At 68.9% G+C, this 23,442-nt stretch carries 20 protein-coding genes; 16 read left to right on the forward strand and 4 right to left on the reverse strand.

What is annotated here, in order from left to right; all coding sequences use genetic code 11:
- The first annotated feature begins 133 nt into the window (after nt 1-133).
- Nucleotides 134-1,294 carry a terpene synthase family protein gene (locus tag IU459_RS03450; protein ID WP_324198719.1) on the forward strand — a complete coding sequence of 387 codons (1,161 nt, stop codon included), beginning with the start codon at nt 134-136 and terminating at the stop codon, nt 1,292-1,294.
- Nucleotides 1,295-1,381: 87 nt separating this feature from the next.
- Nucleotides 1,382-2,683: a diguanylate cyclase domain-containing protein gene (locus tag IU459_RS03455; RefSeq protein WP_195127968.1), complete on the forward strand. Its 1,302-nt coding sequence runs from the start codon at nt 1,382-1,384 to the stop codon at nt 2,681-2,683.
- A gap of 33 nt (nt 2,684-2,716) precedes the next feature.
- On the opposite strand, the gene IU459_RS03460 is transcribed toward IU459_RS03455, so the two are convergent.
- Nucleotides 2,717-6,145, reverse strand: coding sequence for a serine/threonine-protein kinase (locus IU459_RS03460; RefSeq protein ID WP_195127969.1), 3,429 nt, complete (start codon nt 6,143-6,145; stop codon nt 2,717-2,719).
- A gap of 136 nt (nt 6,146-6,281) precedes the next feature.
- Between IU459_RS03460 and IU459_RS03465 the strand changes: the two genes are divergently transcribed.
- The 3 genes from IU459_RS03465 to IU459_RS03475 all read left to right on the forward strand — a co-directional run bounded on the left by IU459_RS03465 (nt 6,282) and on the right by IU459_RS03475 (nt 8,321).
- Entirely contained in the window at nt 6,282-7,091 is an 810-nt protein-coding gene (locus IU459_RS03465) for an amidohydrolase family protein (RefSeq protein WP_195127970.1), read from the forward strand.
- Between the two features lie 172 nt (nt 7,092-7,263).
- On the forward strand, nt 7,264-7,644 hold the full coding sequence (locus IU459_RS03470) for a DUF1304 domain-containing protein (RefSeq protein ID WP_195127971.1): 381 nt from the start codon (nt 7,264-7,266) through the stop codon (nt 7,642-7,644).
- A 317-nt stretch (nt 7,645-7,961) separates the two neighbouring features.
- Complete coding sequence (locus IU459_RS03475) at nt 7,962-8,321, forward strand: DUF4254 domain-containing protein (RefSeq protein WP_195128174.1); 360 nt, start codon at nt 7,962-7,964, stop codon at nt 8,319-8,321.
- A gap of 102 nt (nt 8,322-8,423) precedes the next feature.
- Here the strand turns inward: IU459_RS03475 and IU459_RS03480 are convergent, their stop codons facing one another.
- Nucleotides 8,424-9,446 carry an LLM class flavin-dependent oxidoreductase gene (locus IU459_RS03480; RefSeq protein ID WP_195127972.1) on the reverse strand — a complete coding sequence of 341 codons (1,023 nt, stop codon included), beginning with the start codon at nt 9,444-9,446 and terminating at the stop codon, nt 8,424-8,426.
- Nucleotides 9,447-9,564: 118 nt separating this feature from the next.
- Between IU459_RS03480 and map the strand changes: the two genes are divergently transcribed.
- The 5 genes from map (at nt 9,565) to IU459_RS03505 (ending at nt 13,468) form a co-directional block, all read left to right on the forward strand.
- Nucleotides 9,565-10,428, forward strand: coding sequence for a type I methionyl aminopeptidase (gene map / locus IU459_RS03485; protein WP_195127973.1), 864 nt, complete (start codon nt 9,565-9,567; stop codon nt 10,426-10,428).
- A gap of 112 nt (nt 10,429-10,540) precedes the next feature.
- Nucleotides 10,541-12,079: a cobyric acid synthase gene (locus IU459_RS03490; protein WP_195128175.1), complete on the forward strand. Its 1,539-nt coding sequence runs from the start codon at nt 10,541-10,543 to the stop codon at nt 12,077-12,079.
- A 94-nt stretch (nt 12,080-12,173) separates the two neighbouring features.
- The gene (locus IU459_RS03495; RefSeq protein WP_228837287.1) at nt 12,174-12,458 is read left to right on the forward strand and encodes an AbrB/MazE/SpoVT family DNA-binding domain-containing protein; all 285 of its coding nucleotides are present in this window, start codon (nt 12,174-12,176) and stop codon (nt 12,456-12,458) included.
- Nucleotides 12,458-12,850 carry a PIN domain-containing protein gene (locus IU459_RS03500; RefSeq protein ID WP_067472047.1) on the forward strand — a complete coding sequence of 131 codons (393 nt, stop codon included), beginning with the start codon at nt 12,458-12,460 and terminating at the stop codon, nt 12,848-12,850. Before IU459_RS03495 ends, IU459_RS03500 begins: the two co-directional genes overlap by 1 nt.
- A gap of 54 nt (nt 12,851-12,904) precedes the next feature.
- Nucleotides 12,905-13,468, forward strand: a complete 564-nt coding sequence (locus tag IU459_RS03505) for an alpha/beta hydrolase (protein WP_195127974.1) — start codon at nt 12,905-12,907, stop codon at nt 13,466-13,468.
- Here the strand turns inward: IU459_RS03505 and IU459_RS03510 are convergent.
- The gene (locus tag IU459_RS03510; RefSeq protein ID WP_324198720.1) at nt 13,448-14,515 is read right to left on the reverse strand and encodes an alpha/beta hydrolase; all 1,068 of its coding nucleotides are present in this window, start codon (nt 14,513-14,515) and stop codon (nt 13,448-13,450) included. The genes IU459_RS03505 and IU459_RS03510 overlap by 21 nt on opposite strands.
- A gap of 284 nt (nt 14,516-14,799) precedes the next feature.
- Between IU459_RS03510 and mqo the strand changes: the two genes are divergently transcribed.
- From mqo to IU459_RS03540, 6 genes are all read left to right on the forward strand, one after another.
- On the forward strand, nt 14,800-16,329 hold the full coding sequence (gene mqo / locus IU459_RS03515) for a malate dehydrogenase (quinone) (protein WP_195128176.1): 1,530 nt from the start codon (nt 14,800-14,802) through the stop codon (nt 16,327-16,329).
- 19 nt (nt 16,330-16,348) lie between these two features.
- Nucleotides 16,349-16,804: a GNAT family N-acetyltransferase gene (locus tag IU459_RS03520; protein WP_195127976.1), complete on the forward strand. Its 456-nt coding sequence runs from the start codon at nt 16,349-16,351 to the stop codon at nt 16,802-16,804.
- Between the two features lie 298 nt (nt 16,805-17,102).
- Nucleotides 17,103-19,121 carry a VWA domain-containing protein gene (locus tag IU459_RS03525; RefSeq protein WP_195128177.1) on the forward strand — a complete coding sequence of 673 codons (2,019 nt, stop codon included), beginning with the start codon at nt 17,103-17,105 and terminating at the stop codon, nt 19,119-19,121.
- Between the two features lie 204 nt (nt 19,122-19,325).
- Complete coding sequence (cobO, locus tag IU459_RS03530) at nt 19,326-19,940, forward strand: cob(I)yrinic acid a,c-diamide adenosyltransferase (RefSeq protein WP_195127977.1); 615 nt, start codon at nt 19,326-19,328, stop codon at nt 19,938-19,940.
- 88 nt (nt 19,941-20,028) lie between these two features.
- The gene (locus IU459_RS03535; protein WP_195127978.1) at nt 20,029-21,744 is read left to right on the forward strand and encodes a cobyrinate a,c-diamide synthase; all 1,716 of its coding nucleotides are present in this window, start codon (nt 20,029-20,031) and stop codon (nt 21,742-21,744) included.
- Nucleotides 21,731-22,096, forward strand: a complete 366-nt coding sequence (locus IU459_RS03540) for a cobalamin biosynthesis protein (protein WP_324198721.1) — start codon at nt 21,731-21,733, stop codon at nt 22,094-22,096. Before IU459_RS03535 ends, IU459_RS03540 begins: the two co-directional genes overlap by 14 nt.
- 248 nt (nt 22,097-22,344) lie before the next feature.
- Here the strand turns inward: IU459_RS03540 and IU459_RS03545 are convergent, their stop codons facing one another.
- Nucleotides 22,345-23,442 (reverse strand): hypothetical protein, encoded by a 1,098-nt coding sequence (locus IU459_RS03545; protein ID WP_195127980.1) that lies wholly within the window; start codon nt 23,440-23,442, stop codon nt 22,345-22,347.

Here is a 23,442-nt window from a genome sequence, read left to right on the forward strand (position 1 = left end):
TCGGGTGAATCCGGCGCAACCGCTCGATGGTGGCGGGTCGACGATGTCGGCAACTTCTGGTCACTCGACCAGTCCCACTGGTGATAAGCCGAGAGAATTTTAGGCGAGTTATCCATTGTGGGACGGAGTCGTTGTGGTCAGCGAGTACACATCGGCGCTCGAGCGGGACATCGTGAACATGCGCGGGCAGCACGAGGAGTTGCTGCGGACCGGTCGGCAGTGGTCGTTGCGCGCGATGTTCAGCACGCCCGACTGGGACATAGCCGACTACTGCCGCGACTTCCGGCCGAACCGGTTCGGGGCGCAGGCCTGTGCGGAGGTCGAACGATTCTGCCGCGCTCATGAGATCTGGCTCGAGCCGGGCGGCGAGCACTACAACAGCATGACGCCCTATCTGCACCCCGGCGCCATCTGCGCCGAGCGCATGACGATCATCGGTCTGTACAACGCAATCCTCTTCTGGCTCAACGACACTGTGGGCCGGGAGAAGTTCGGGCACTTGGACCGCGACGAGCAGCGACGGGCGCGCGTCGCGGTCGACCGGTTGTGCTCGCTGTTGCGCACACGTTCGGCGCCGGACGATCCGACCCCGCTGGAGGCCGCCGCGTCGGGCTTCCTCGCCATGCTGTCCGCACTCGCCGATCCGGCATGGCTCGATCGGTTCATCGAGTCCACCATCGATCACCTGCGGCCGGCGATCCAGGACCAGAATGCCCGCACCCGCGGTGGACTGCTCAGCGTCGCGGAGTACATCGACCTGCGCGCCCGGGTGTCGGGCATGTATCCGGCCATCGCCCTGTGCGAGTTCGGTCGCGACGACTATCTGCCCTGGGACCGGATCCGGCGCGCGGGGCTCGGCACGGACCTGTGCCGGCTGCGGGTGCTGACCGTCGAGATCGGGGCGTTGATGAACGACGTGTTCTCTTTCGAAAAGGAGTGCATCGTCGATCTCGCGGACTTCAACCTGATTCCGGCCGTGCTGCTGAATCAGCGCGGATCGTCTTTCGGGCACGCATCGTCTTTGCAGGACGCCGTGCACGCCGCCGGCGAGATCGTTCGCGCGCGGCTCGCGGAATTCCGGCAGGTCGGCGCGGCCACCGCCGAACGATGCGATCTTCTGGGAGCGGATGAGGCCGCTCTGGCGGCAACCGTCTCGACCCACATCGCCGATCTGGTCGCCTGTGTCCAGGCGACCTGGGCCTGGCAGATCACGACGCTGCGCTATAAAGGCGCCTCGATATTCACCGAGAACGGCTGGGGTTGGACCGCGCATCCTTATCAGCAGTGGGAATAGTTCCACGAGAGAGTACTCGACGGTATCGAACATCTGTGGATACGATGCGTCGGGGGCTATCTCCAGCCTGAATGGTGAGGGGGTTGCGTGGAACAGATCGAATTCGCCAGGTTGGCGAACTCGTGGTGGCGGGCATTGCGGGCCGTCACCGGAGAGTCCGTGTCCGTGCCCGCCCCCGAGATCCTCCTCCACGGCCTGGTCGAGGAGCTGGTTTCCGGGCTCGAAGCCGAACCGTTCGACGCCGGTGTCGGTGCCCGCGTCGGCGCCGCGCTGGCCGCCGCCGGGGTGATCGCCCCGGCTGTACCCAGCGTGTCCGCCGAGGTGCTGTTCGAATTGGCCGAACGCGCCGCGGACCCGAGCGGCGGCCGGCGGCTCGCAGCGCTGCTCGCCGCGGTCGGGCAAGGGTATGAAGCGCACCTGCGCCCGTACGAGCAGGGGCACCCGGATCCGCTGGTTGACGCGACCCGAGCGGCCGACGAGCGGTTCCGTGTCGTCTTCGACAACGCCGCCATCGCCATCGCCATCGGCGACACCGACGGGACGCTACTGGACGTCAACCGCGGTCTGGCCGACATGATCGGAGTCCCGATCGAAGCCCTGCGCGGGGTGTCGGTCTACGACTTCGCTCACCCCAATGACCGCGACGGCATCCGCACGCTGGTCTATGAGCAGCTGGTCCCCGCCGGGCACGGCACCGTGAAACTGGAGCAGCGGATTCGTCGCGCCGACGACAGCTACGGCTGGGCGGCGTTCGCCATCACCTTCGTCAAGGGCGTGGACGGTCAGAGCGACTATCTGCTCGCCGTCGGCGAAGACGTGACCGAGCAGCACCGGATGCGCGAAGAGTTGCACCGCCAGGCCCGCCACGACCCGCTCACCGGCCTGCCCAACCGGCGGCATCTCATCGAACGGATCGACGAGATGATCGCGGGCGCCGGCAATGGCGACCGCGCGGGGTTGTGTTTCGTCGACATCGATCGCTTCAAACACGTCAACGATCGCTACGGCCACGGAACGGGCGATCAGATCCTCACCGCGGTCGCCGCGCGTCTGCAGGACAGCGTGCACGGCTCGGGGTGCCTGATCGCCCGCATCGGCGGTGACGAGTTCGTCGCGCTGATCCCGCCGCCCGCCAGCGACCACCGGGTGGCCGCCGTGGCGAACAGCCTGCTGGAGGCGTTGGTCGATCCGATCATCGCGGGCGACCGGCGACTACGCATGTCCATCAGCATCGGCGCGGTCGTCACCGCGGTCGCGGGCGCGGACGCCGAATCGCTGCTCGATGCCGCCGACACCGGCCTCTACCGCGCCAAAGCCGACGGCAAGGGCCGGTGGGTGCTGCACATCCTCGACACGGATTCCTCTCGGGGGCCCCAGCCTGTGCGGTGAGCGCGGCTGGAAAGTCGGCCTGCGGCAAGGTTTTCAGCGTTCCAGCAACCTGTGCAGAAAAGCTCGGGGGACGATCGGCCATTCGTCTTTCCAGAGTCCTTCGCGCAAGTCGTAATTCAGGGTGTGCAGCAGTGACGTGATCCACGTGCCCTCATCGAGCAACGGCCGGATGAGCCCCACGTCGGCGTGCTTGGCCACCACCGGGACCAAGGCGTCCTTCGCGGCGTCGGTCCTCCCGGCCGCCGCGAGGCAGGAGGCGAGCAGCAGCTGTGCCTGCGCCGCGGCCCGTGGGCGGCGCGCGGTGTCGATCCCGTCGCGCAATTGCTGGGCGCGCGCGACCGCGGCGGCCGCCCGTTTCGCGGCTCCCGACCGCAGCAGCATCCGGATCGCCGAATCCTCGCGCATTTCCGCGACCATCGCAGAGATGCCGTCTTCACCGGTCGGCGGTTCGGTGACGTAAGTCGCGGTCAGTCCGAGCCGGACCTGCTCGTTGGCGATCCGGGTGGCCAGCCGCGGCAGCTTCAGTGCCCGCGCGGCCTCGGCGCCTTCGTCCAGGCGGCGCGCAGCGGCCGCGAGGTCGCCCCGCAGGGCCTTGATCCGCGCCCCCGTGGCGTAGGCGGCCATCATGAATTCGACCGGCCCGCCCTCGGTGCCCAGCCGCCCCGCCTCGTCCAGCAGCCGTTCCGCTGCGGCGAGCTGGTCGCGTTCGTAGAGCAATTCGCCGAGCAGAGCGCCGGCCAACCGGGCGGCGTAGGACTGGGGGCCGGCCGAGGTGCTGGCGATGTGCAGGGCGGTGCGGAAGCTGCGTTCGGCAGCGGGGATGTCGAGCTGCTCCCGCGCCGCGATGCCGACCAGGCTGTTGCTGTACATCAAACTGAACGTGTTGCGGGTCTCCCGGTAGTACGGCGCCGCCCAGTCGTGCCATTCGCGCGCTCGGTCGTAGTCGAACCGGCAGCTGGCGGAGAACGCGGCGAGGTTCGCGGCCGCGCTCAGCGCCCACGGCCCCAGCGTGTCGGCTCGGTTCAGGCACGCGGCGACCACCGCGTCCACGCCTTCCGGGCGGTCGGCGAACACGTGCTCCACGCACTCGACGAGGTCGGCCTCCACCGCGATGTCGGGTGCGGGCTCCGCGGATTTCTCCAGTGACGCCCGGATCAGTCGCAACGCTGCGTGCAGGTCGGTGGTCCGACGCAGCAAGGCATTCGTCCATGCGACGCCGATCTGGAGTTGCGGGCGTGCGCACGCTTCCGCCGGTGGCAGTTTGGCGACCAAACCCAGGAACGTCGCGAGCTGGCCGTCTTGCACCATGGCGCGGGCCTTCGCCTCGACGAAGTCGACGGCCTTCTTCTCGTCGCCGCAGTCCAGCGCGTGATCGATGGCTTCGCTGAGCATTTGGTGCTCGGCGAACCAGGCCGCGGCCGCGCGGTGCAGCTCGGGCACCTGCTCGGGATGGTCGCGTTCGAGTCGCTGCCGGAGGAACTCCACGAACAGATGGTGGTAGCGGAACCATTCACCGCCTTCGTCGATCCGGCGCAGGAACAGATTGCGTCGTTCGAGGTTCTCCAGCACGGCCTGACCGTGCGGCCGGCCGGTCAGCGCGGTCGCCAGGCTGCCGCAAATCCGTTCGGGCAGCGAGGTTTTGAGCAGGACATCGAGCAGATCCGGCTCGACGGTGTCGAGCACATTCTCGGCCAGGTATTCGCCGATGGTGTGATGACGCCCCGACAGGTGAGAGATCAGCGTCGCCGGGTCAGGGTGCTCACGCAGCGACAGCGAAGCCAGCTGCAATCCGGCCGCCCACCCTTCGGTGCAGTCGCGCAGCTCGGCGCTCTCCTTGTCGGCCAGCGCGACACCGCTCTGCTCGGCGAAGAACGCGCGCGCTTCATCGGCGTCGAAACGCAATGCCGCGGCATCGATTTCGACGATCTCATGGCGAACGCGCATGGTGCCGAGCGGCAGACTCTCCACCGATCGGCTGGTCAGAATGATCTGCAGGTGCTGCGAACCCTGCTCGACCAGGAAATGCAATGCGTCGACGGCGGCCGGGTCGGTGACCCGATCCCAGTCGTCGATGACGAGCGCGAAACGATCGCCGCGTTTGTGGATGGTGTTGATCAACGTGGTGAGCACATAGCGAGCGGCGCTGTCGTCACCCTCCTCGAGTATCCGCGCCAACTGCGGCGCCAACTCCGGGACCACCCGGTTGAACGCCTCGATCAGGTGGGTGAGGAACCACACGACGTTGTTGTCGTCCCGGTCGGCGTTCAACCACGCCACCTTGACGCCATCGGTTTCGGCCAGACGCTTCGCCCACTGGGCCGCCAGCGTGCTCTTGCCGAATCCGGCGGGAGCATGAATGACGGCAAGCCGCGGTCGCGGCTCGGTTTGCAACGCGTCCATCAGCCGGTCGCGGCGGACCAGCGGCCGGGAGGACATCGCCGGGCGGAACTTCGTCTCCGGTGTGGGCGGTGTCTTGGGGTGGGCCGATGGGTGTCGAGCTGTGGCCGCCATGGGCCGGGTGCTGAGGTCTTCCTTGATCGAGATCGCGTGGTCGACGGTAGGCAGCGTCATGCTCTGGATGGGCAGGCCGTTGGCGCGCTGGATTTCGCGCAGTGATTCGCCGAATGCGGCGGCGGAGCGCGGACGGTTCGCCGGATCGTGCGACATGCTGGACTCGATGGCGGCGCACACGTCGTCGGGGATGCCGTCGGGCCGCAGGTCCGGGAGCGGATCGGAGGCGATCCGCAGGAACTGGGCGACGATCTGCTCGCCGGAGCGACGTTCGTACGCCGCGTGACCGGTGATCATGGCGAACAGCGTCGCGCCGAGTCCATAGACGTCGGAGGCCACCGACGGAACACCCGAGCGCAGGACCTCGGGCGCGGTGAACGCCGGGGAACCGGTCACCACTCCGGCCGCGGTCTCGAATCCCCCTTCGACACGGGCGATCCCGAAGTCGGTGAGCTGCGGCTCGCCGTAGTCGGTGAGCAGGACGTTGTCCGGTTTGATGTCGCGATGCAGGATCCCCGCGCGATGCGCGGTCTCCAGAGCCCCGGACAGCTTGATGATGATCCCGATGGCCTCCTGCCACGGCAGGAAATTCTCCCGGCGGATGCGGTTGGCCAAGGAACCCTGCGAGTGATACGGCATAACCAGATACGGTCGTCCGCTGTCGGTGGTCCCTACGTGCAGGATCGGCACGATGTTGGGATGCCCCGACAGCGCGCCCATCGCCTGCTGCTCACGGAGGAATCGCTCGACATTCTCCGGCTCCAGATCCGGCCGCCCGGTGAGGACCTTGACCGCCACGCTGCGATTCAGCGCGCGCTGCCGGCAGCGGTAGACCACGCCGAACCCGCCCTTGCCGATCACCTGGGGGTCGTCGAGACCCGCGCCCTCCAGTTCCTGCTCGATACCTGAAGGCCGATCGCGTTGTGTGGCGAACGGGTCCGAACCAGCCATTGCCCTGCTCTGCCTCGGGTGTCTACGGTCCTGCGATAGATACCCAGTTTATGCCTGGCGAACCGTCCGGTTCGGTTATTGCGACCGGTACAGCCGGGAGGGGATCCATCCCGATGCGACGAACAGGATCACGCACATGACCATCGACGTCTGGGCGCAACACCCCACTCAGAGATTCCTCGCCCACGACATGTTCGCCTCACTCCGGCGCTGGACCGGTGACACGATCCCGACCGGCGACATCCCGCTGACGGTCACCTTGGACGCGATGGACGCCGCGGGAGTCGACCAGGCGCTGATCTCGGCCTGGCACGCGCCGGACGGCGTTCTCATCTCCAACGACGAGGTCGCGGCATGGGCCGCCGAGGCGCCGGAGCGCCTGTTTCCGCTCGCGTCGGTGGATCTGCGCAGGCCGATGGAGGCGGTGCGGGAACTGCGCCGCCGCGCCGGACAAGGATTCAAGGGTTTGCGGGTGCTGCCGTGGTTGTGGGAGCTTCCGCCGACCGACCGGCGCTTCTATCCGCTGTTCGCGGCCTGTGTCGACCTGGGGCTCCCGTTCTGTACGCAGGTGGGGCACACCGGTCCGCTGCGGCCGTCGGAGACCGGCCGTCCCATCCCGTATATCGATCAGGTCGCGCTCGACTTCCCGGAACTGACGATCGTGTGCGGACATATCGGCTATCCGTGGACGGAGGAAATGATCGCCGTCGCGCGCAAGCACGAGAACGTCGTCATCGACACGTCGGCGTACACGACGAAACGTCTTCCGGCGGAGCTGGTCTCATACCTGAAGTCGGGCAGCGGCCGCCGAAAGGTGTTGTTCGGTACGAACTACCCGATGATCTTTCCGCAACACGCGCTCGACGGGCTCGATGCTCTAGGCCTCGACGACGAGACACGCGAGCTGTATCTCGACGGCAACGCGCGTCGGGTATTCGGGCTGTAAGAGGCGGCGTGAGCCGCGGCGTGTCGGCGGTGCGTTCCGGAGGGCGACGCGGGCCGGGCCATAGGATGCGCGTCGGCATACCGGAGTCGCCCAGGCCGTCCGCGTCGGCTCGCCGCATGATCCGCGATCGCCGCCGATGTCCTCCGGCCGGTTCACTGCGTGAGGAGGTCACATGCTCTGGGTTGTCCAGGCACTGGCGGTCGCGGCCGCCCTGCTACACGTCGGCATCTTCGTCCTGGAGTCCGTGCGGTTCACCGATCCCAAGGTGTACAAGGGGATCTTTCAGATGTCCGAAGGCGAGATGCCCGCGGCGCGGCCGTGGGCGTTCAATCAAGGCTTCTACAACCTGTTCCTCGCGGTGACGACGCTGGTGGGGGTGGCGCTGCTGCGGCCGGTCCCGGAGGCGGGCTGGGCGCTGGTGTCGACGGGATGCGGGTCGATGCTGGCGGCCGCGGTCGTTCTGGTCGCGCACGACCGCCGGTTCGCCAGGGGTGCCGTCATGCAGGGCACGCTGCCCGCGCTGACGTTGCTGGCCGCGCTGACCGAGCTTTGAGGGTCGCCCCGAAGGACGCCGAAATCGATTGTGCTCGACGGCTTCTGGCATCGAGCGTCGTCAGGAGGCCTTTACCGCAGAAAGGCGGACGCAATCTTGCGTTCGTGCATCTGTACGTGCACTATCCCGCTATCCTTGTTGTGACAACCGATCCGATGACCGGGATAACCGAATCGAGAGCCAATTATGTTGGTACAAAGAGCGTTCGTGTCGGGTGAACTCGGAGTAGGGCGGTGAGCGCGCCGACGGTCGGCGCATTGCCGACCGCGCCGCAACTACTGTGTGCCTTCCAAGGACGCCGTTTCCAAGATCGGGAACTGCTACGGTCCGCACACGCGCTCGCCGAGCTACATCAGCGTCGCGCCGAGCTGAAGGACATCGCCCTCATCGCCGAAATCGACTGCCGGCGCAGAGAACTCGTCGACGACATCAACGACTGGGTGGCACAGGAGATGCCGCAGCACCGCAACGGGGCCTCACTGCACACCGAAAGCCTCGGCGCGGTGGTGGACCGGATGGCGCGTAGCTGGGTGGACGCGAATCAGGTCATCGATAGCGAAGGCGCGCGCAGCGACAACACCCATAAACACTGGTACCAGCTGGCCGAACTCGTCGACGGATACACTGATCTGGTAACCGACGTGGCCGGTGGTCGCCGACGCCTGCCCGAGCAGTGATCAGATCACCGGCGCTGTGACGGCGGGCGCAACGGGGCGCCGTGCCCGGCGTGCCGCGCGGTCGACTGGCGCGGCACGCCCGCCACTCCCGTTGCGCGGCAATCACTCCACGATGGCAGCAAGGTGCGGGGCGACCTTCGCGCCGAGCAGTTCGATGGTGTGCAAAACCTTTTCGTGCGGCAGTGTGCCCACGCTGGTGTGCAGCATGAAGCGGTCCAGTCCGAGTGTTTCGCCGACCGCGGCGACCTTGTCGGCGACGTAGTCGGGCGTACCGACGAACAGCGAGCCTGCGGGTGCGCGCAATGCGTCGAACTGGGCGCGGGTCATGGGACCCCATCCCCGCTCGCGCCCGATGGTGCTCATCGCCAGCGCGTACGGCTCGTAGAAGTCGGCGACGGCTTGTTCGTCGGTGTCCGCGACATAGCCGTGCGCGTGCACCGCGACCGCCTGTCTCGGGTGGCCGCCCTGTTCCAGAGCCCGGTGGTAGAGCTCGATCAGCGGCTTGAACCGGGCGGGCTGTCCGCCGATGATCGCGATGGCCAGCGGAAGCCCGAGCAGTCCGGCACGGATCACCGACTCCGGGCTGCCGCCCACCGCGATCCAGACCGGCAGCGGCCGATGGTCGGTGCGCGGGTAGACGACGGTGTCGCGCAGCGGCGGACGGAACTTGCCGCTCCAGGTGACCGGCTCGTTCTGGCGAATGCGCAGCAGCAGCGCCAGCTTCTCGTCGAACAGTTCGTCGTAGTCGGCCAGGTCGTAGCCGAACAGCGGGAACGATTCGGTGAACGAGCCGCGCCCGGCCATCAGCTCCGCGCGGCCCTCGGACAGGCCGTCCAGCGTGGCGAAGTCCTGGTAGACCCGGACCGGATCGTCCGAGCTCAACACGCTGACCGCGCTGGTGAGCCGGATCCGCTCGGTGCGGGCCGCGATCGCCGCGAGCACGACGGCGGGGGATGAGGCGGCGAAGTCCTTGCGGTGGTGCTCGCCGACGCCGTACACGTCGAGTCCGGCGCGCTCGGCGGCGACGGCCTCCTCGACCACTTCACGCAGCCGCTGGGCCGCCGTCGGTGCGGGCCGGTCCCCGACGGGGTAGAGCTCGGCGAACGTCGTGAGTCCCAGTTCCACGGTTCGAGCCTCTTTCCGAGTTGTTTCGATGTCAACCAACAATCTAAACGGACCGTGGTCCGAGACTATTCCGGCTGGCCTTCGGCGTCGGCCCGACCGGCCGATTACGCTGTTCGCTATGTCTGTCCGCACCCGCAAGCCGCTCGTTCCCGGCACGCTGTCGCCCACCCGTGAAGTCCCGCGCGCGATCGAGCGCCCGGAGTACGCGTGGAAGAAGACCGCCAACGAGGGGCGCGAGCCCTGGGTGCAGACGGCGGAGACGATCGAGAAGATGCGGATCGCGGGCAAGATCGCCGCGCAGGCCCTGGAGGAGGCGGGCAAGGCGGTCGCGCCGGGCGTCACCACCGACGAACTGGACCGCATCGCGCACGAGTACCTGTGCGACCACGGCGCGTATCCGTCGACCCTGGGCTACAAGGGATTTCCGAAATCCTGCTGCACCTCGCTGAACGAGGTGATCTGCCACGGCATCCCGGACTCCACCGTGATCGAGGACGGCGACATCGTCAACATCGATGTCACGGCCTATATCCACGGCGTACACGGCGACACCAACAAGACCTTCCTCGCCGGTGACGTCGCCGAGGAGGTGCGCCTGCTCGTCGAGCGCACCGAGGAGGCCACCATGCGGGCCGTCAAGGCGGTGCGGCCGGGCCGCGCGCTCAACGTGATCGGGCGGGTCATCGAGGCCTACGCCAACCGTTTCGGCTACGGCGTGGTGCGCGACTTCACCGGCCACGGCGTCGGACCCACGTTCCACAGCGGCTTGGTCGTGCTGCACTACGACCAGCCCGCGGTGGAGACCGTCATCGAACCGGGCATGACGTTCACCATCGAGCCGATGATCAACCTCGGCGGCATCGATTACGAGATCTGGGACGACGGCTGGACCGTCGTCACCAAGGACCGCAAGTGGACCGCGCAGTTCGAGCACACCCTGGTCGTGACCGAGTCGGGGGCCGAGATCCTGACCCTGCCGTGACCCGAGGTACGGTCTGGGTCCGTCTCGGGTGGTCGTTCGCGAGTTCGGCTGGTCCACTTCACCATTCGGATACTTGGGTTACCCGGTCGGCGAGCGTCCCGGGTGTGGTGCGATGAAGGGCGCGCTGCTGGTCGCGGGTACGACCTCCGACGCGGGTAAGAGCGTCGTGGTGGCCGGGATCTGCCGGATGCTGGCCCGGCGCGGTGTACGTGTCGCGCCGTTCAAGGCGCAGAACATGTCCAACAACTCCGTCGTCACGCTCGACGGCGGGGAGATCGGCCGGGCGCAGGCGTTGCAGGCGCAAGCATGCGGGCTCGAACCGAGCGTCCGCTTCAATCCGGTCCTGCTCAAGCCCGGCAGCGACCGGCGTTCGCAGCTCGTGGTGCGGGGTACGGCTGTCGGCACGGTCGGGGCGGAGGACTACTTCCGCCACCGCCGGGAGCTGCGCGCCGTCGTGGCCGCCGAACTCGCCGCGCTGCGCGCCGAATTCGATGTGGTGATCTGCGAGGGCGCCGGATCGCCCGCCGAAATCAACCTGCGCGCGACGGATCTGGCGAACATGGGCCTCGCGCGGGCGGCACGGCTGCCGGTGCTGCTGGTCGGCGACATCGACCGCGGCGGCGTGCTGGCCCACCTGTTCGGCACCCTGGCGATCCTCGAGCCCGAAGACCAGAAGTTGATCTCGGGCTTCGTCGTCAACAAGTTCCGCGGTGCCCAGCAGCTGCTGCGGCCCGGTTTGGACCGGCTCACCGAGCTCACCGGTCGCCCGACCCTCGGAGTGCTCCCGTACGCCGAGGGCCTCTGGATCGACGCCGAGGACTCGCTCGGCACCCTCGCCGACGCGCCGGTGGGCCGCCCGCGCCCGCCGATGGGCACCGAATGGCTGACCGTCGCCGCGATCCGGCTGCCGCGCATCTCCAACTCCACCGACATCGAGGCGCTTGCCTGCGAACCGGGCGTCGCGGTGCGCTGGGTGAGCGAGCCTTCCCGGCTCGCGGGCGCGGATCTGGTGATCGTGCCGGGCAGCAAGGCGACCGTGTCGGACCTGGGGTGGTTGCGGCGCACCGGTATCGCCGATGCGCTGCGCGCACGCGCCGCCGCGGGCGGTCCGATCCTGGGGATCTGCGGCGGGTACCAGATGCTCGGTACCCGCATCCTGGACCGGGTGGAGTCCGGCGAGGGCGAGGTGGACGGACTGGGGCTGCTCGACCTCACCATCGAATTCGCCGAGCCGAAGGTCTTGCGCCGCAGTGCAGGACATGCGGCGGGAATCCCAGTGGGCGGATACGAGATCCACCACGGCCGCGTGACACACCGGGGCGACTCGCCCTGGCTCACGGTCGACTGCGAGCCGGAGGGCAGCGTGCGCGGGGCGGTGTGGGGCACCCATCTGCACGGGTTGCTGGAGTCGGACGAATTGCGGCGCAGCTGGCTGCGCACGGTGGCCGCGGCCGCCGGGCGAACGGGTTTCGTTGTGGCCGAAGACGTTTCGGTGGCCGCCGTGCGGGCCGCGCAGATCGATCTGATAGCCGGGTTGGTCGAAGACCATCTCGATGTCGCGGCGATCGAGCGTCTCCTCATCGAGGGTGCGACCGCCGATCTGCCGATCTTGTCCACCGGCGCTGTTCTCGCTGGTGACCGTATCGGTTGACGCCGCGCATCCCGCGCCTTACCTTGCCGTAAGGAATCCGGCCCCAGGTAAGGCGGGGCCGATCGCAGCGAACGATCACGGTCGGGTGAGGAATATGGCGACGGACAAGAAGCCCAACAGCCGAGGGGGAAGCATCGTGTCGGCGACCGTGACCAGCAAAGGACAGATCACCATCCCGATCGACGTGCGCGTCGCGATGGGGCTGCGCGCCGGTGTGCGGGTCGCCTTCGTGCCCACGCCGACCGGCACCTACGAGCTGGTGCCGGAGACGCGCACGATCAAGTCGCTGAAGGGCATCGTCGGCTGGTCCGGCTCGCCGATCGGCCTTGCCGAGATGAACGAGGCGATCGCGGGCAACGTGGTGGAGGGCAAGCGGTGATGATCGGTCTGGACGCGAACGTGCTCATCCGCTACCTCACCCAGGACGACCCGGAACAGTCCGCGCGGGCCAACCAGGTGATCGACGGGCTCAGTGAGAGCAGGCCCGGCTACGTCACGATGATCGTGCTCGCCGAGATCCACTGGGTCCTGCGCCGCGGCTACAAACAGGACCCCGAAGCCGTCACCGATGTGCTGCTCGGCCTGCTCGACTCCAGCGAGATCGTGGTCGAGCGCGCCGACACCGTGCGGCAGGCGCTGCGCCGGGCCGCCGACGGCGCGGACTTCGCCGACGCGCTGATCCAGCAGCTCGGTCAGGAAGCGGGATGTGAGCTGACCGTCACCTTCGATCACAATGCAGGTGAGCGGGCCGGAATGCGGCTGCTCGCCTGAGTGCGGCCCCCAACACGCGCCCGCCGCGCGGTCATCCGTGTAGCGTGATTCGGCATGGAATCTCGGCGGATCACGGTAGGTGACCGGGCGTGGACCGTGCGGATCGACGGGCCGCAGTCCCGGCACAGCGTGCTGCTGCTGCCCGACGCGGGTGATCCGGCGGACGTCTACGACCAGGTCTGCGCCCGCCTGCACACCTCGGACCTGCGCACCTTCGCGGTGGAGTCGATCGAGGGCCTGAACGCGGCCGGTGTGACCGCGATCCTGGACGAACTCGGGCTGCCGTGGGTGAACGTCGCCGGACGCGGTGCGGGCGCCGTGCTGGCCTGGCAGGCGTGCGCACGCGGCTTCGGCCGGTTCCAGAGCCTCGTGGTCGCCGACCGCGGCCATCCGGCCGCTGCCGGCCCCGACGGCACGGTCCTGGACGAGACCACGGGTCCGGTGGAGGTTCCGACCACGCTGCTGGTCACCAAGGGCCTGCCGCGCTCGGTGGCCGACGCGTCCGGGCGGCTCGTCTACGGCGAGTTCCGGGTGATCGAGATCGACGTGACCAACGTGGCGACCGAAGCCGACCACGAGCTGGCCACCGAGATCGTGCTACGCACCAGCCTCTGGTGACTGCTCACGAGCGGCCTGGTAGCCCGCCAGCCAGTCCAGCCAGCTGTCCAACTCGGTGAACGCCTGAGCCAGCGCCGGAGGGCCGGACAGGAAGACGTCGTGCTTGGCGCCGTCGATCGGCACCATATTGGTGCGGTCGCCCAGGCAGCCCGACCAGCGCTGGATCTGCTTGACGTCGAGCACCGCGTCGGCCACGTCCACGGCGGGACCGTACCGCCGGGCGAACTTGGTTATCCGGGAGCGCAGGATCAGCGACGGCACGCCGATATCGAGGCCCTCGTGCAGCCGCGCGTGGCCGTTACGGATGGCGCGCAACCAGCCGAGCCGGACCGGAAAGCCCTCCAGCGGCTTCCAGTCCAGGTTGTAGTCCCACTCGCCGGACACCGATCGGTGCAGGCTGTCGCCGTAGGTGCTGACCTTGCCCCCGGGCAACTCGACCATCTTCCGGAACCGCCCCACGGCCTTGACGAACCGCGTTCCGATGGTCCGGTAGTACGCCGGCCCTTGCAGGTCGAACCACGGGCTGTTGAGCACCACTCCGGTGATTCCCGCGGCGGCCGTTCCCCGGGTGCGGTTGAGCCGGTCCAGCCACAGCGACGCGACCAACCCCCCGGTGGAGTGCGCGTTGATGACCACCGGCGCACCGGTCTCGGCCCGCACGATCCGCAACGACTCGTCCAGTTCCCGGTCGTAGAAAGCGAGATCCGTCACATAGTGCGGCGTGTGCCCGTCCCGCAGTGAGCGGCCGCACTTGCGCAGATCGAGCGCGTAGAACTGGAACCCTCGCTGGGCGAAGTGCTCGGCGAGGTGCTCCTGGAAGAAGTAATCGGTGAATCCGTGGACGTAGAGCACCGCGCCCGCGGTCTGCTCGACGGCACCGGAGGGCACGTAGCGCACCAGCGTGGCGACCACGTCGCCTTCGCCGTCGGGATCGGGGCCCAGCGGGAGCGTGCGCTGCTGGTAGTTCCCGCCCAGGACGTCGGGGCGCCAGCCTCCGCCATCCGGAGAGGTGCTGACCGGCTCGGCAAGCGACTGTTCGTTCGTCACGCGACCAATGTATTGGACGGCGCCGCGCGCCGACAGACCGTTGCGACCGCACTGCGGGGGAAGTGACGACGATCTCTGTCGCATTCCGCACATTCGGCAGGCTGGTCGCGTGCCGAGAGGGTGGTGAGGTGCACAATTGGGCCTAGGTGAACGGCGGGTAACCTAACTCCCGCCATGCAGTTCGGGAACGGCGGAGCCGGACCCGAGGACAACCACACACCGTGCCCAGGCAGGTCCACCCACCCGGTGGGCCCGCGCAGAAGGACAAGGAAGTCGATCTACCCGTGCCGAACGCTGCCCTCACTGAAAAGACCGATGTAGTACTCATCGGTGCCGGCATCATGAGCGCCACCCTCGGCGCGCTGCTGCGGCAGCTGCAGCCGGACTGGTCGATCTCCCTGTTCGAGCGGCTCGACGCCGCCGCGGCGGAGAGCAGCGACCCGTGGAACAACGCGGGCACCGGACATTCCGCTCTGTGTGAGCTGAACTACAGCCCGCAGAACCCCGACGGTTCGGTGGACATCACCAAGGCCGTCGACATCAACGAGCGCTTCCAGGTCTCCCGCCAGTTCTGGTCCTACGGCGTGGAGAACGGCATCCTCGGCGACCCCTCCGGCTTCATCAACCCGGTTCCGCACGTCAGCTTCGTGCACGGCGCCGACAACGTGGCGTACCTGCGCAAGCGGTACGAGGCGCTGGCGCCGCACCCGCTGTTCGAGGGCATGGAGTACATCGACAGCCCCGACGAGTTCGCCCGGCGCCTGCCGCTGATGACGCGCGGCCGGGACTTCTCCGAGCCGGTGGCGCTGAACTGGACCGACGGCGGCACGGACATCGACTTCGGCGCGCTCACCCAGGAGTTGCTCGCCTACCTCGGCGCCACCGGCGCCGACCTGGCCTTCGGCCACGAGGTGCGCGACCTGTCCAAGCGGTCCGACGGATCCTGGCTGGTCACCGTCCGCAACGTCCGCACCCGCGAAACCCGCACGCTGATCAGCAAATTCGTATTCGTCGGCGCGGGCGGCGGCGCGCTGCCACTGCTGCAGAAGGCGAATATCAAAGAAGCCAAGGGATTCGGCGGATTCCCGGTCAGCGGCCAGTTCTTCCGCTGCGTCAATCCGGCGCTGATCCAGCAGCACGAGGCCAAGGTCTACGGCAAGGCCGCGGTCGGCGCGCCGCCGATGTCGGTGCCGCACTTGGACACTCGCGTGATCAAGGGCAGGCCGGGCCTGCTGTTCGGCCCATACGCGGGCTGGACGCCGAAGTTCCTCAAGGACGGCAAGAACACCGACCTGTTCAAGTCGGTGCGGCCGAACAACATCTTCTCCCTGCTCGGCGTCGGCGTCACCGAGCTGGGGCTGACCAAGTACCTGGTCAGCGAGCTGCTGAAGTCCGAGGCGGGCAAGGTGGTCACACTGTCGGAGTTCATCCCGCGGGCCGAGGCCAGGGACTGGGAGCTGATCACCGCGGGCCAGCGCGTGCAGGTGATCCGGCGCAAGGGCGTCGGCGGCGTGCTCGAGTTCGGCACCGCCGTGATCGCCGCGAAGGACGGCTCCATCGCCGGTCTGCTCGGCGCATCGCCGGGCGCCTCGACCTGCGTCACCGCCATGCTCGACGTCTTGCAGCGCTGCTTCCCGCGGGAGTACGCCGAGTGGACGCCGAAGCTGAAGGAAATGGTGCCCTCCCTGGGCGTGAAGCTCTCGGACAACCCGGCGCTGTTCCACGAAGTGTGGGATTGGACATCCAAGGCGCTGAACCTCGTCGACGGTGGCGACAACACGCCGAGGCACACGGGGGTCGCGGCGAACGCCTAGGTTGTGATAGCAAGGCGCGATGATGTCAACGGTTGCTCTAAAACGGTCATGGGCGCAGGATCTCGACACCGCCACGCTCTACCAGCTGTTGAAACTTCGCGTCGAAGTCTTCGTCGTCGAACAGAAATGCGCTTACCCGGAATTGGACGGGAAGGACCTGCTGCCCGAGACCAGGCACTTCTGGCTCGATGACGAGGGCGAGGTGATCGCGACGCTGCGCCTGTGCGAGGAGCACCAGGACGGGGTGAAGAGCTTCCGCATCGGCAGGCTCTGCACGGCGGCGCCCGCGCGCGGGCACGGCTACACCACGCGGCTGCTGCAGGCGGCGCTGGCCGAGGTCGGTTCGGCGACGGTGCGGTTGTTCGCGCAGAGCTACCTGGTCGACCTGTACACCAAGCACGGTTTCAAGGTCGACGGCGAGGAATTCGACGAAGACGGCATCGCGCACGTGCCGATGCGCAGGGGTGGGGAGTAAGCACCGCTGTATCTGATTTCCAGCGCCTGCGGCGCTGGTTGTGCGCGGCCTCTCTATGGCTCGCGTCCGAGCGGGCGAGACTCGCGACTGCGTCACATGCGCTTCGCCCGCTCCGACGTGAGCCAGGCCGCGAACGGTCGCTCGTAAGACTCGCTCCCTGAGGTTGGGTGAGTGGTACAGCCGGCGGCTCCCGGGCGATGCGGTCGGTTGCGGGGCGTAGGGAGGGCACTGCTCGGCGTCCCTCGGGGCGCGCTTTAGAGTTTGGAGCGTGTCCGTGTCCCATGCCGAAACCGCGCCTATGTCCGACCAGCACGCCCGAACGCGTCCGGGTTCGGACGGTGAGGCCGGGTTTCCCTTCTCGGCCGTCGTCGGACAGGAGCGGCTGCAACTGGCGCTGATCCTGTGCGCGGTGCATCCCGGCATCGGCGGCGTGCTGGTTCGCGGCGAGAAGGGCACCGCCAAGTCGACCGTGGTGCGCGCGCTGGCCCAGTTGTTGCCGCCGGTGGTGGACGAGACCGGGGCGCGGCCCGCCCGGCTGGTGGAGCTGCCGGTGGGCGCGACCGAGGACCGCGTGGTCGGTTCCCTTGACCTGGAGCGGGTTCTTCGCGACGGGGAGCAGGCGTTCCGTCCCGGCCTGCTGGCCGCGGCACACCACGGTGTGCTCTACGTGGACGAGGTCAACCTGCTGCACGACCATCTGGTGGACGTTTTGCTCGACGCGGCGGCGATGGGCCGGGTGCACATCGAACGCGACGGCGTCTCGCATTCGCATCCCGCGCGTTTCGTGCTGGTCGGGACGATGAACCCGGAAGAAGGCGAGCTGCGCCCGCAGCTGCTGGACCGGTTCGGGCTGACCGTGGACGTGGCAGCTTCCCGAGATGTGGACGTGCGGATGGCGGTGGTGCGCCGCAGGCTGGACTACGAGGCCGATCCGGCCGGGTTCGCGGCGCGGTACGCCGAGGCCGACCGCGCGGTGGCCGAGCGGATCCTCGCCGCCCGGGAACGGATCGGCCTGGTGGAGCTCGATGACGTGGAGTTGCGCCGGATCGCCGCGCTGTGCGCCGCGTTCGACGTCGACGGGATGCGCGCCGATCTGGTCGTCGCGCGTGCCGCGACCGCGCATGCCGCTTGGCGCGGTGGCGACGCGGTGACCGAGAACGACGTGCGCGTCGCCGCGGAACTGGCGCTGCCGCACCGGCGCAGGCGTGATCCGTTCGACGAGCCCGGCATCAGCGAACAGCAGCTCGACGACGCCATGCGCGACGCGGCGGACGAGGCGCGGCGCGAGGAGCAATCATCTGCACAGACCGATGAATTGGGGCCGCCCGACGCGGAACCGGACGGCGTTTCCGGCGAGAACCCCGATGGCGGGTCCGAGGACCCTTCGCGACCGGGCGGATCGGGCGAGAACCCCGATGGCGGGCCCGAGGACCCTTCGCCACCGGACGGGCCGGGCGGCGGATCGGGCGAAGGGCACAGTGGCGCACCGGTTTCCGCGGCGGGTCGGCCGCCACGCTGGGAGGTGCCCGGCGTCGGCGAGGGCGCGCCGGGGAGGCGGTCGCGCGCCGAGTCGCGGCACGGGCGGGTCGTACGCTCGAGCATCGAGCCCGCGTCGGGGCTGCATCTGCTCGGTACCGTGTTCGCCGCCGCCCCCCATCAACGGTCCCGCGGACGTGACAGGGGGCCGTTGCGGCTGGCCGCCGACGACCTCCGCGGCGCGTATCGCGAGGGGCGAGAAGGCAATCTGATCGTCTTCGTGGTCGACGCGTCCGGCTCCATGGCCGCACGGGACCGGCTGTCGGCCGTCACCGGGGCGGTGGTCACGCTGCTGCGGGACGCCTACCAGCGCCGCGACAAGGTCGCCGTCGTCACCGTGCGCGGCGCGGACGCCGAACTCGTGTTGCCGCCGACCTCGTCGGTCGACATCGCCGTGCGGCGGTTGTCCGGGATGCGCACCGGCGGGAAGACTCCGCTCGCGGCCGGACTGCTGAAGGCGCGGGAGGTGGTGCGGCGCGAGCGCGTGCGCGACCCGCGCCGCAGGCCGATGCTGGTGCTGCTGACCGACGGCCGCGCGACCGGCGGCGCCGATCCGGTTCCGCGCGCCCGCGCCGCCGCGTCCCTGCTCGCGAAGGACGCGGTCACGTCCATCGTGGTCGATTGCGAACGCGGCATGATCCGCCTCGGCCTCGCCGCGGATCTGGCCCGCGAACTGCGCGGCGGATACCTGAGACTGGCCGAGCTGACCGGAGAGTCGGTGGCCGGCGTCGTCCGCGCGAGTTCGGGGAGCGTGCGCGGTGCCCCGGTGCGGGCCGCTTGAGCAGCGGGACAACGCCCTCGCACGCAAGGCATTCGGCCGCTGCGGGGGTGCTGACGTCACCCGGTGGTCGTGGTGCCCGGCCGACTGGTCGGCGATGGAGCCTTTCGACGCGGAATGCGGATCCAACCGCGCCGGCGGGCGGCGGGGCGGCACGAAGGCCCGGAACCGGTTTCGGAGTGAGCCGACAACAGCAAGGAGATGTCGATGCCCAAGGGTGTTCCGGAGACAGTTCCCGACGACGGGCTGACCACGCGGCAACGGCGCAATCAGCCGGTGCTCGCGGTGCATACCGGGCCGGGCAAGGGTAAGTCGACGGCCGCGTTCGGGATGGCGCTGCGGGCCTGGAATCAGGGCTTCGACGTGGCGGTGTTCCAATTCGTGAAGAGCGCCAAATGGAAAGTGGGTGAGGAGGCGGCTTTCCGCGCCCTCGGCGCGCTGCACGAGCAGAGCGGTGCGGGCGGGCCGGTCGAGTGGCACAAGATGGGCGAAGGCTGGTCTTGGACCCGCAAGCAGAGCACCGAGGAAGACCACGCCGCGGCCGCGCTGGCCGGCTGGCGGGAGATCGCCCGGCGCCTGAAGGCCGAGCAGCACCGCTTCTATGTCCTCGACGAATTCACCTACCCCTTGAAATGGGGTTGGGTGGACCTGGCCGAAGTGGTCGAAACCCTGGTCAACCGTCCCGGCAACCAACATGTCGTCATCACCGGCCGTGACGCCCCCGCCGCCCTCATCGAAGCCGCCGACCTCGTCACCGAAATGACCAAACTCAAACACCCCATGGACGCGGGCCGCAAAGGTCAACGAGGCATCGAATGGTAATCCGGTTCTCGATCGCGAGTGGCACATCCCTGCGGCGTATTGCGAGATGCCCACACCGTGGTGTGCCACTCGGCGAGCGGGGGACGGGATGAGGGCGGTGGTGGTGGCGGCTCCGGCGTCGGGGAGTGGGAAGACCACGGTCGCTACCGGTTTGGTAGGGGCGTTGCGGCGGGCGGGGCATCGGGTCGCGCCGTTCAAGGTGGGGCCCGATTACATCGATCCGGGATATCACGGGCTGGCGGCGGGGCGGCCAGGGAGAAATCTGGACCCGGTGCTGGTGGGGGCGGAACGTGTTGTGCCGCTGTTCCGGCATGGTGCGCAGGGGTGCGACCTGGCGGTTGTCGAGGGCGTGATGGGCCTGTTCGACGGGCGGATCGACGAGCGGCATTCCGGCCCGGTGGCGGAGGGGTCGACGGCCCAGGTCGCGGGTCTGCTCGGCGCGCCGGTGGTGCTGGTGGTGGACGCTCGCGGGCATAGTCAGAGCCTCGCGGCCCTGCTGCACGGGTTCGCTACGTTCGACAGCGGTGTCCGGCTCGGCGGGGTGGTCCTGAACCGGGTCGGCAGCGAACGGCACGACCAGGTATTGCGGGCGGCCTGCGACCGGGTCGGGTTGCCGGTGCTCGGATCGCTGCCGCGGATGGCCGAATTGGAAGTTCCCTCCCGGCATCTCGGCCTGATTCCCGCCGTGGAACACGGCCCCGCCGCCACGGCGGCCGTGGCGGCGATGACGGATCTCGTGGCCGCCCATGTGGACCTGCACGCGATCGCGGCGCTGGCCCGCTCGTCGGTCACCGGGCCGTCCTGGGACCCCGCCGCCGCCGTGCGCGATCTCGGCGGCGATGCCCTGGCATCCGCTGATGCGACCATGAGCGGTGCTGACTCGCGGGCATACGCCCGGGCAACGCGCAGTCGTCGTGATGCGCGGGGGCATGCCGAGGCGGCGCTCGATGGTGGTGGTGCGTGGGGGCATGGCGAGGCGGCACTTGGTGGTGGTGCGCCGGGAGATGCCGGGGCGGCGCTGAGGAGTGGTGGTGCGCGGGGAGATGGCGAGGCGGCACTTGGTGGTGTGCGGGGGCATACCGAGGCGGTGCGCGGTGGTGGCGCGCGGGGAGATGCCGAGAAGTCACTCGATCGTGGGAGCGCTCCCGATGCAGCCGGTGGCATCGTCGATCAGGAGGGACCGCTGATCGCCGTCGCGGGCGGGGCGGCATTCACATTCGGGTATGCCGAGCATCGGGAGTTGCTGGCGGCGGCGGGGGCGCGGGTGGCCGTATTCGATCCGCTGCATCAGGGATTGCCCTCTGCGACCGCGGGTTTGGTGTTGCCTGGCGGCTTCCCCGAGGAACATGCGGCTGAGCTGGCGGCGAACGTCCCGCTGTTGCGGGCGGTGGCCGAGGCCGCGCGGCGCGGGATGCCGGTGCACGCGGAATGTGCCGGGCTGCTGTACCTGGCGCGCTCACTCGACGGCAATTCGATGGCGGGGGTGATCGACGCCGACGCCGAGTTCGGCCCGCGACTGACGCTCGGCTACCGAGATGCCGTCGCCCTAGGCGACTCGCCGCTGTGGCGGGCGGGGGAACGGGTCCGCGGGCACGAGTTCCATCGAACCCGTCTGCTATCGCCCCCCTCGGCGACGCCCGCCTGGGGGTGGCACGGCAGCGAGGGCGAACGGATCCGTGAGGGCGTGCTCGTCGGCAATGTGCACGCGTCGTATCTGCACACCCATCCCGCAGGAAACCCGGACGCGATACGTCGTTTCGTCGCGGCGGCAGCGGTTTACGCCCGAGCTCGTGTCACGACCTGACCTAGCCGTCGGCGTCGGCATGCGCCCGGGCACCGACGAGGCCAGAATCCGTGCGGCATTGCGAGAAGCGCTGGGCGAGGACGACGTCATCGCCTGCTTGGCGACCATCGACCGGCGCGCCATCGAACCCGGCTTGCAAGCCGTTGCCGCGGACTTGGGAGTGCCGGTTCGCACCTACACCGCTCTGCAACTCGCCGACATGCGAGTGCCGAACCCGTCCGCACGCACCGCGGGCGCGCTCGGCACCGCGAGCGTCGCCGAAGCATCCGCCCTGCTCGCCGGAGATGGTCCGCTGCTGGTCTCGAAGACGACGATCAATGGGGTTGTGATCGCTGCGGCTGCCGCGCGCTGAGTTTTGGTTTGTCCGGTGCCGCGAGCGTCGCCGAAGCATCCGCTGTGTTGGCTGGAGATGGTCTGTTGTTGGTCTCGAGGACGACGATCAACGGGGTTGTAATCGCTGCGGCCGGCGCGCGCTGAGCGCTGATCCGCCGCGGCACTGTCGATGAGCCATGGCGAGACGCACGCTTCGGCCGTTGCATGTCGCTCCAGCCACGTGATGGGCCGTGGCAAGTTCGGTTCGGTGCGTGACCGGTGCGGCGGCTACGGTGCCAGCGATCCCCAGTCGGCGAAGCCGGTGGGGTCGTGGCGGCCGATGCTGGCGTGCTCGAACAGGCCCCAGCCCTCGGCGTCGCCGCAGCGGGCGTGGGCGACGTGGTCGATCACGCCGTAGGGGGTGCGGGCGACGATGGCCGGGTCGGTCAGGTCGTAGCGGCTGGCGAAGGACCAGTCCCGGCCCTTCCACTGACCGTGCTGCCAGTCGGGATCGCCGCCGTAGCCGCAGCCGACGTGCAGCGGGATGCCGGTGCCCGGCGTGATCTCGATCTCCAGCGGCTTGCCGTCCGGCGTGCTCAACTCCAGCCGGGCCGCGACGGGAAGTCTTGTGCCGGAACGGTACTCGAGCGCGATGCGCGGCCAGCCGAGTTGCTCGGTGCGCCCGTCCGGCCAGACCCGGGTCGCGTCGTTGAGTGTGCGCCTGCCGTCCGGCTCTTCCTGCACGATCACCACCACGGCGAAATCCTCGAAACGCAGCGGCACGTACAGCCACCAGAACCCACCCGAGGGCTCGGCGGCCGCGCGGCCGGGCGGCTCGGTCTCGCCGACCGGGCGGATGCCCCACGAGCGGTCCCTGGTTCCGGTCCACACCGCCGGGTCGACGGCGATGTCGTCGCCGTCCACGTGCAGCGTGCCCGACCACGAGCCGACCTGCGCGAACCGGGACGCGTCGATGATCGGCCGGTTGCCGGCCAGAATCAGGTGCGGTTGTTCCTGCACGGCGGGGAAGGCGCCGGTCCAGGTGAGATCGAAGCCCAGGTCGTCGTGGTCGCAGACCACCCGGATGCGGCGCAGCGGCTCCAGCACCTCGACGCGGTAGCCGCCGACGCGCTGGTCGAGGCCGCGGTCGCCGAGCGCGTCGGAGAACCGCACCGCCCGCAGCGTGTCGCCGCGGCGGACCGCGGCGTAGGCGTCGGTCACCCCGAGGTTGGGGTACACGCCGAGCCCGGTGATCAGCAGGGTGCCGCCGTCGCGGTCGTGGGCGTTGAAGTAGCTGCGGTCGTAGAAGTTCCGATCGCTGCTGGCCACCCTGGCCAGCGAGAGCGGTGTCTGGTGGATCGGGTATTCGTCCAAAGGCACAGGCAT

Source organism: Nocardia amamiensis (assembly GCF_015477605.1).
Lineage (GTDB): Bacteria > Actinomycetota > Actinomycetes > Mycobacteriales > Mycobacteriaceae > Nocardia > Nocardia amamiensis_A.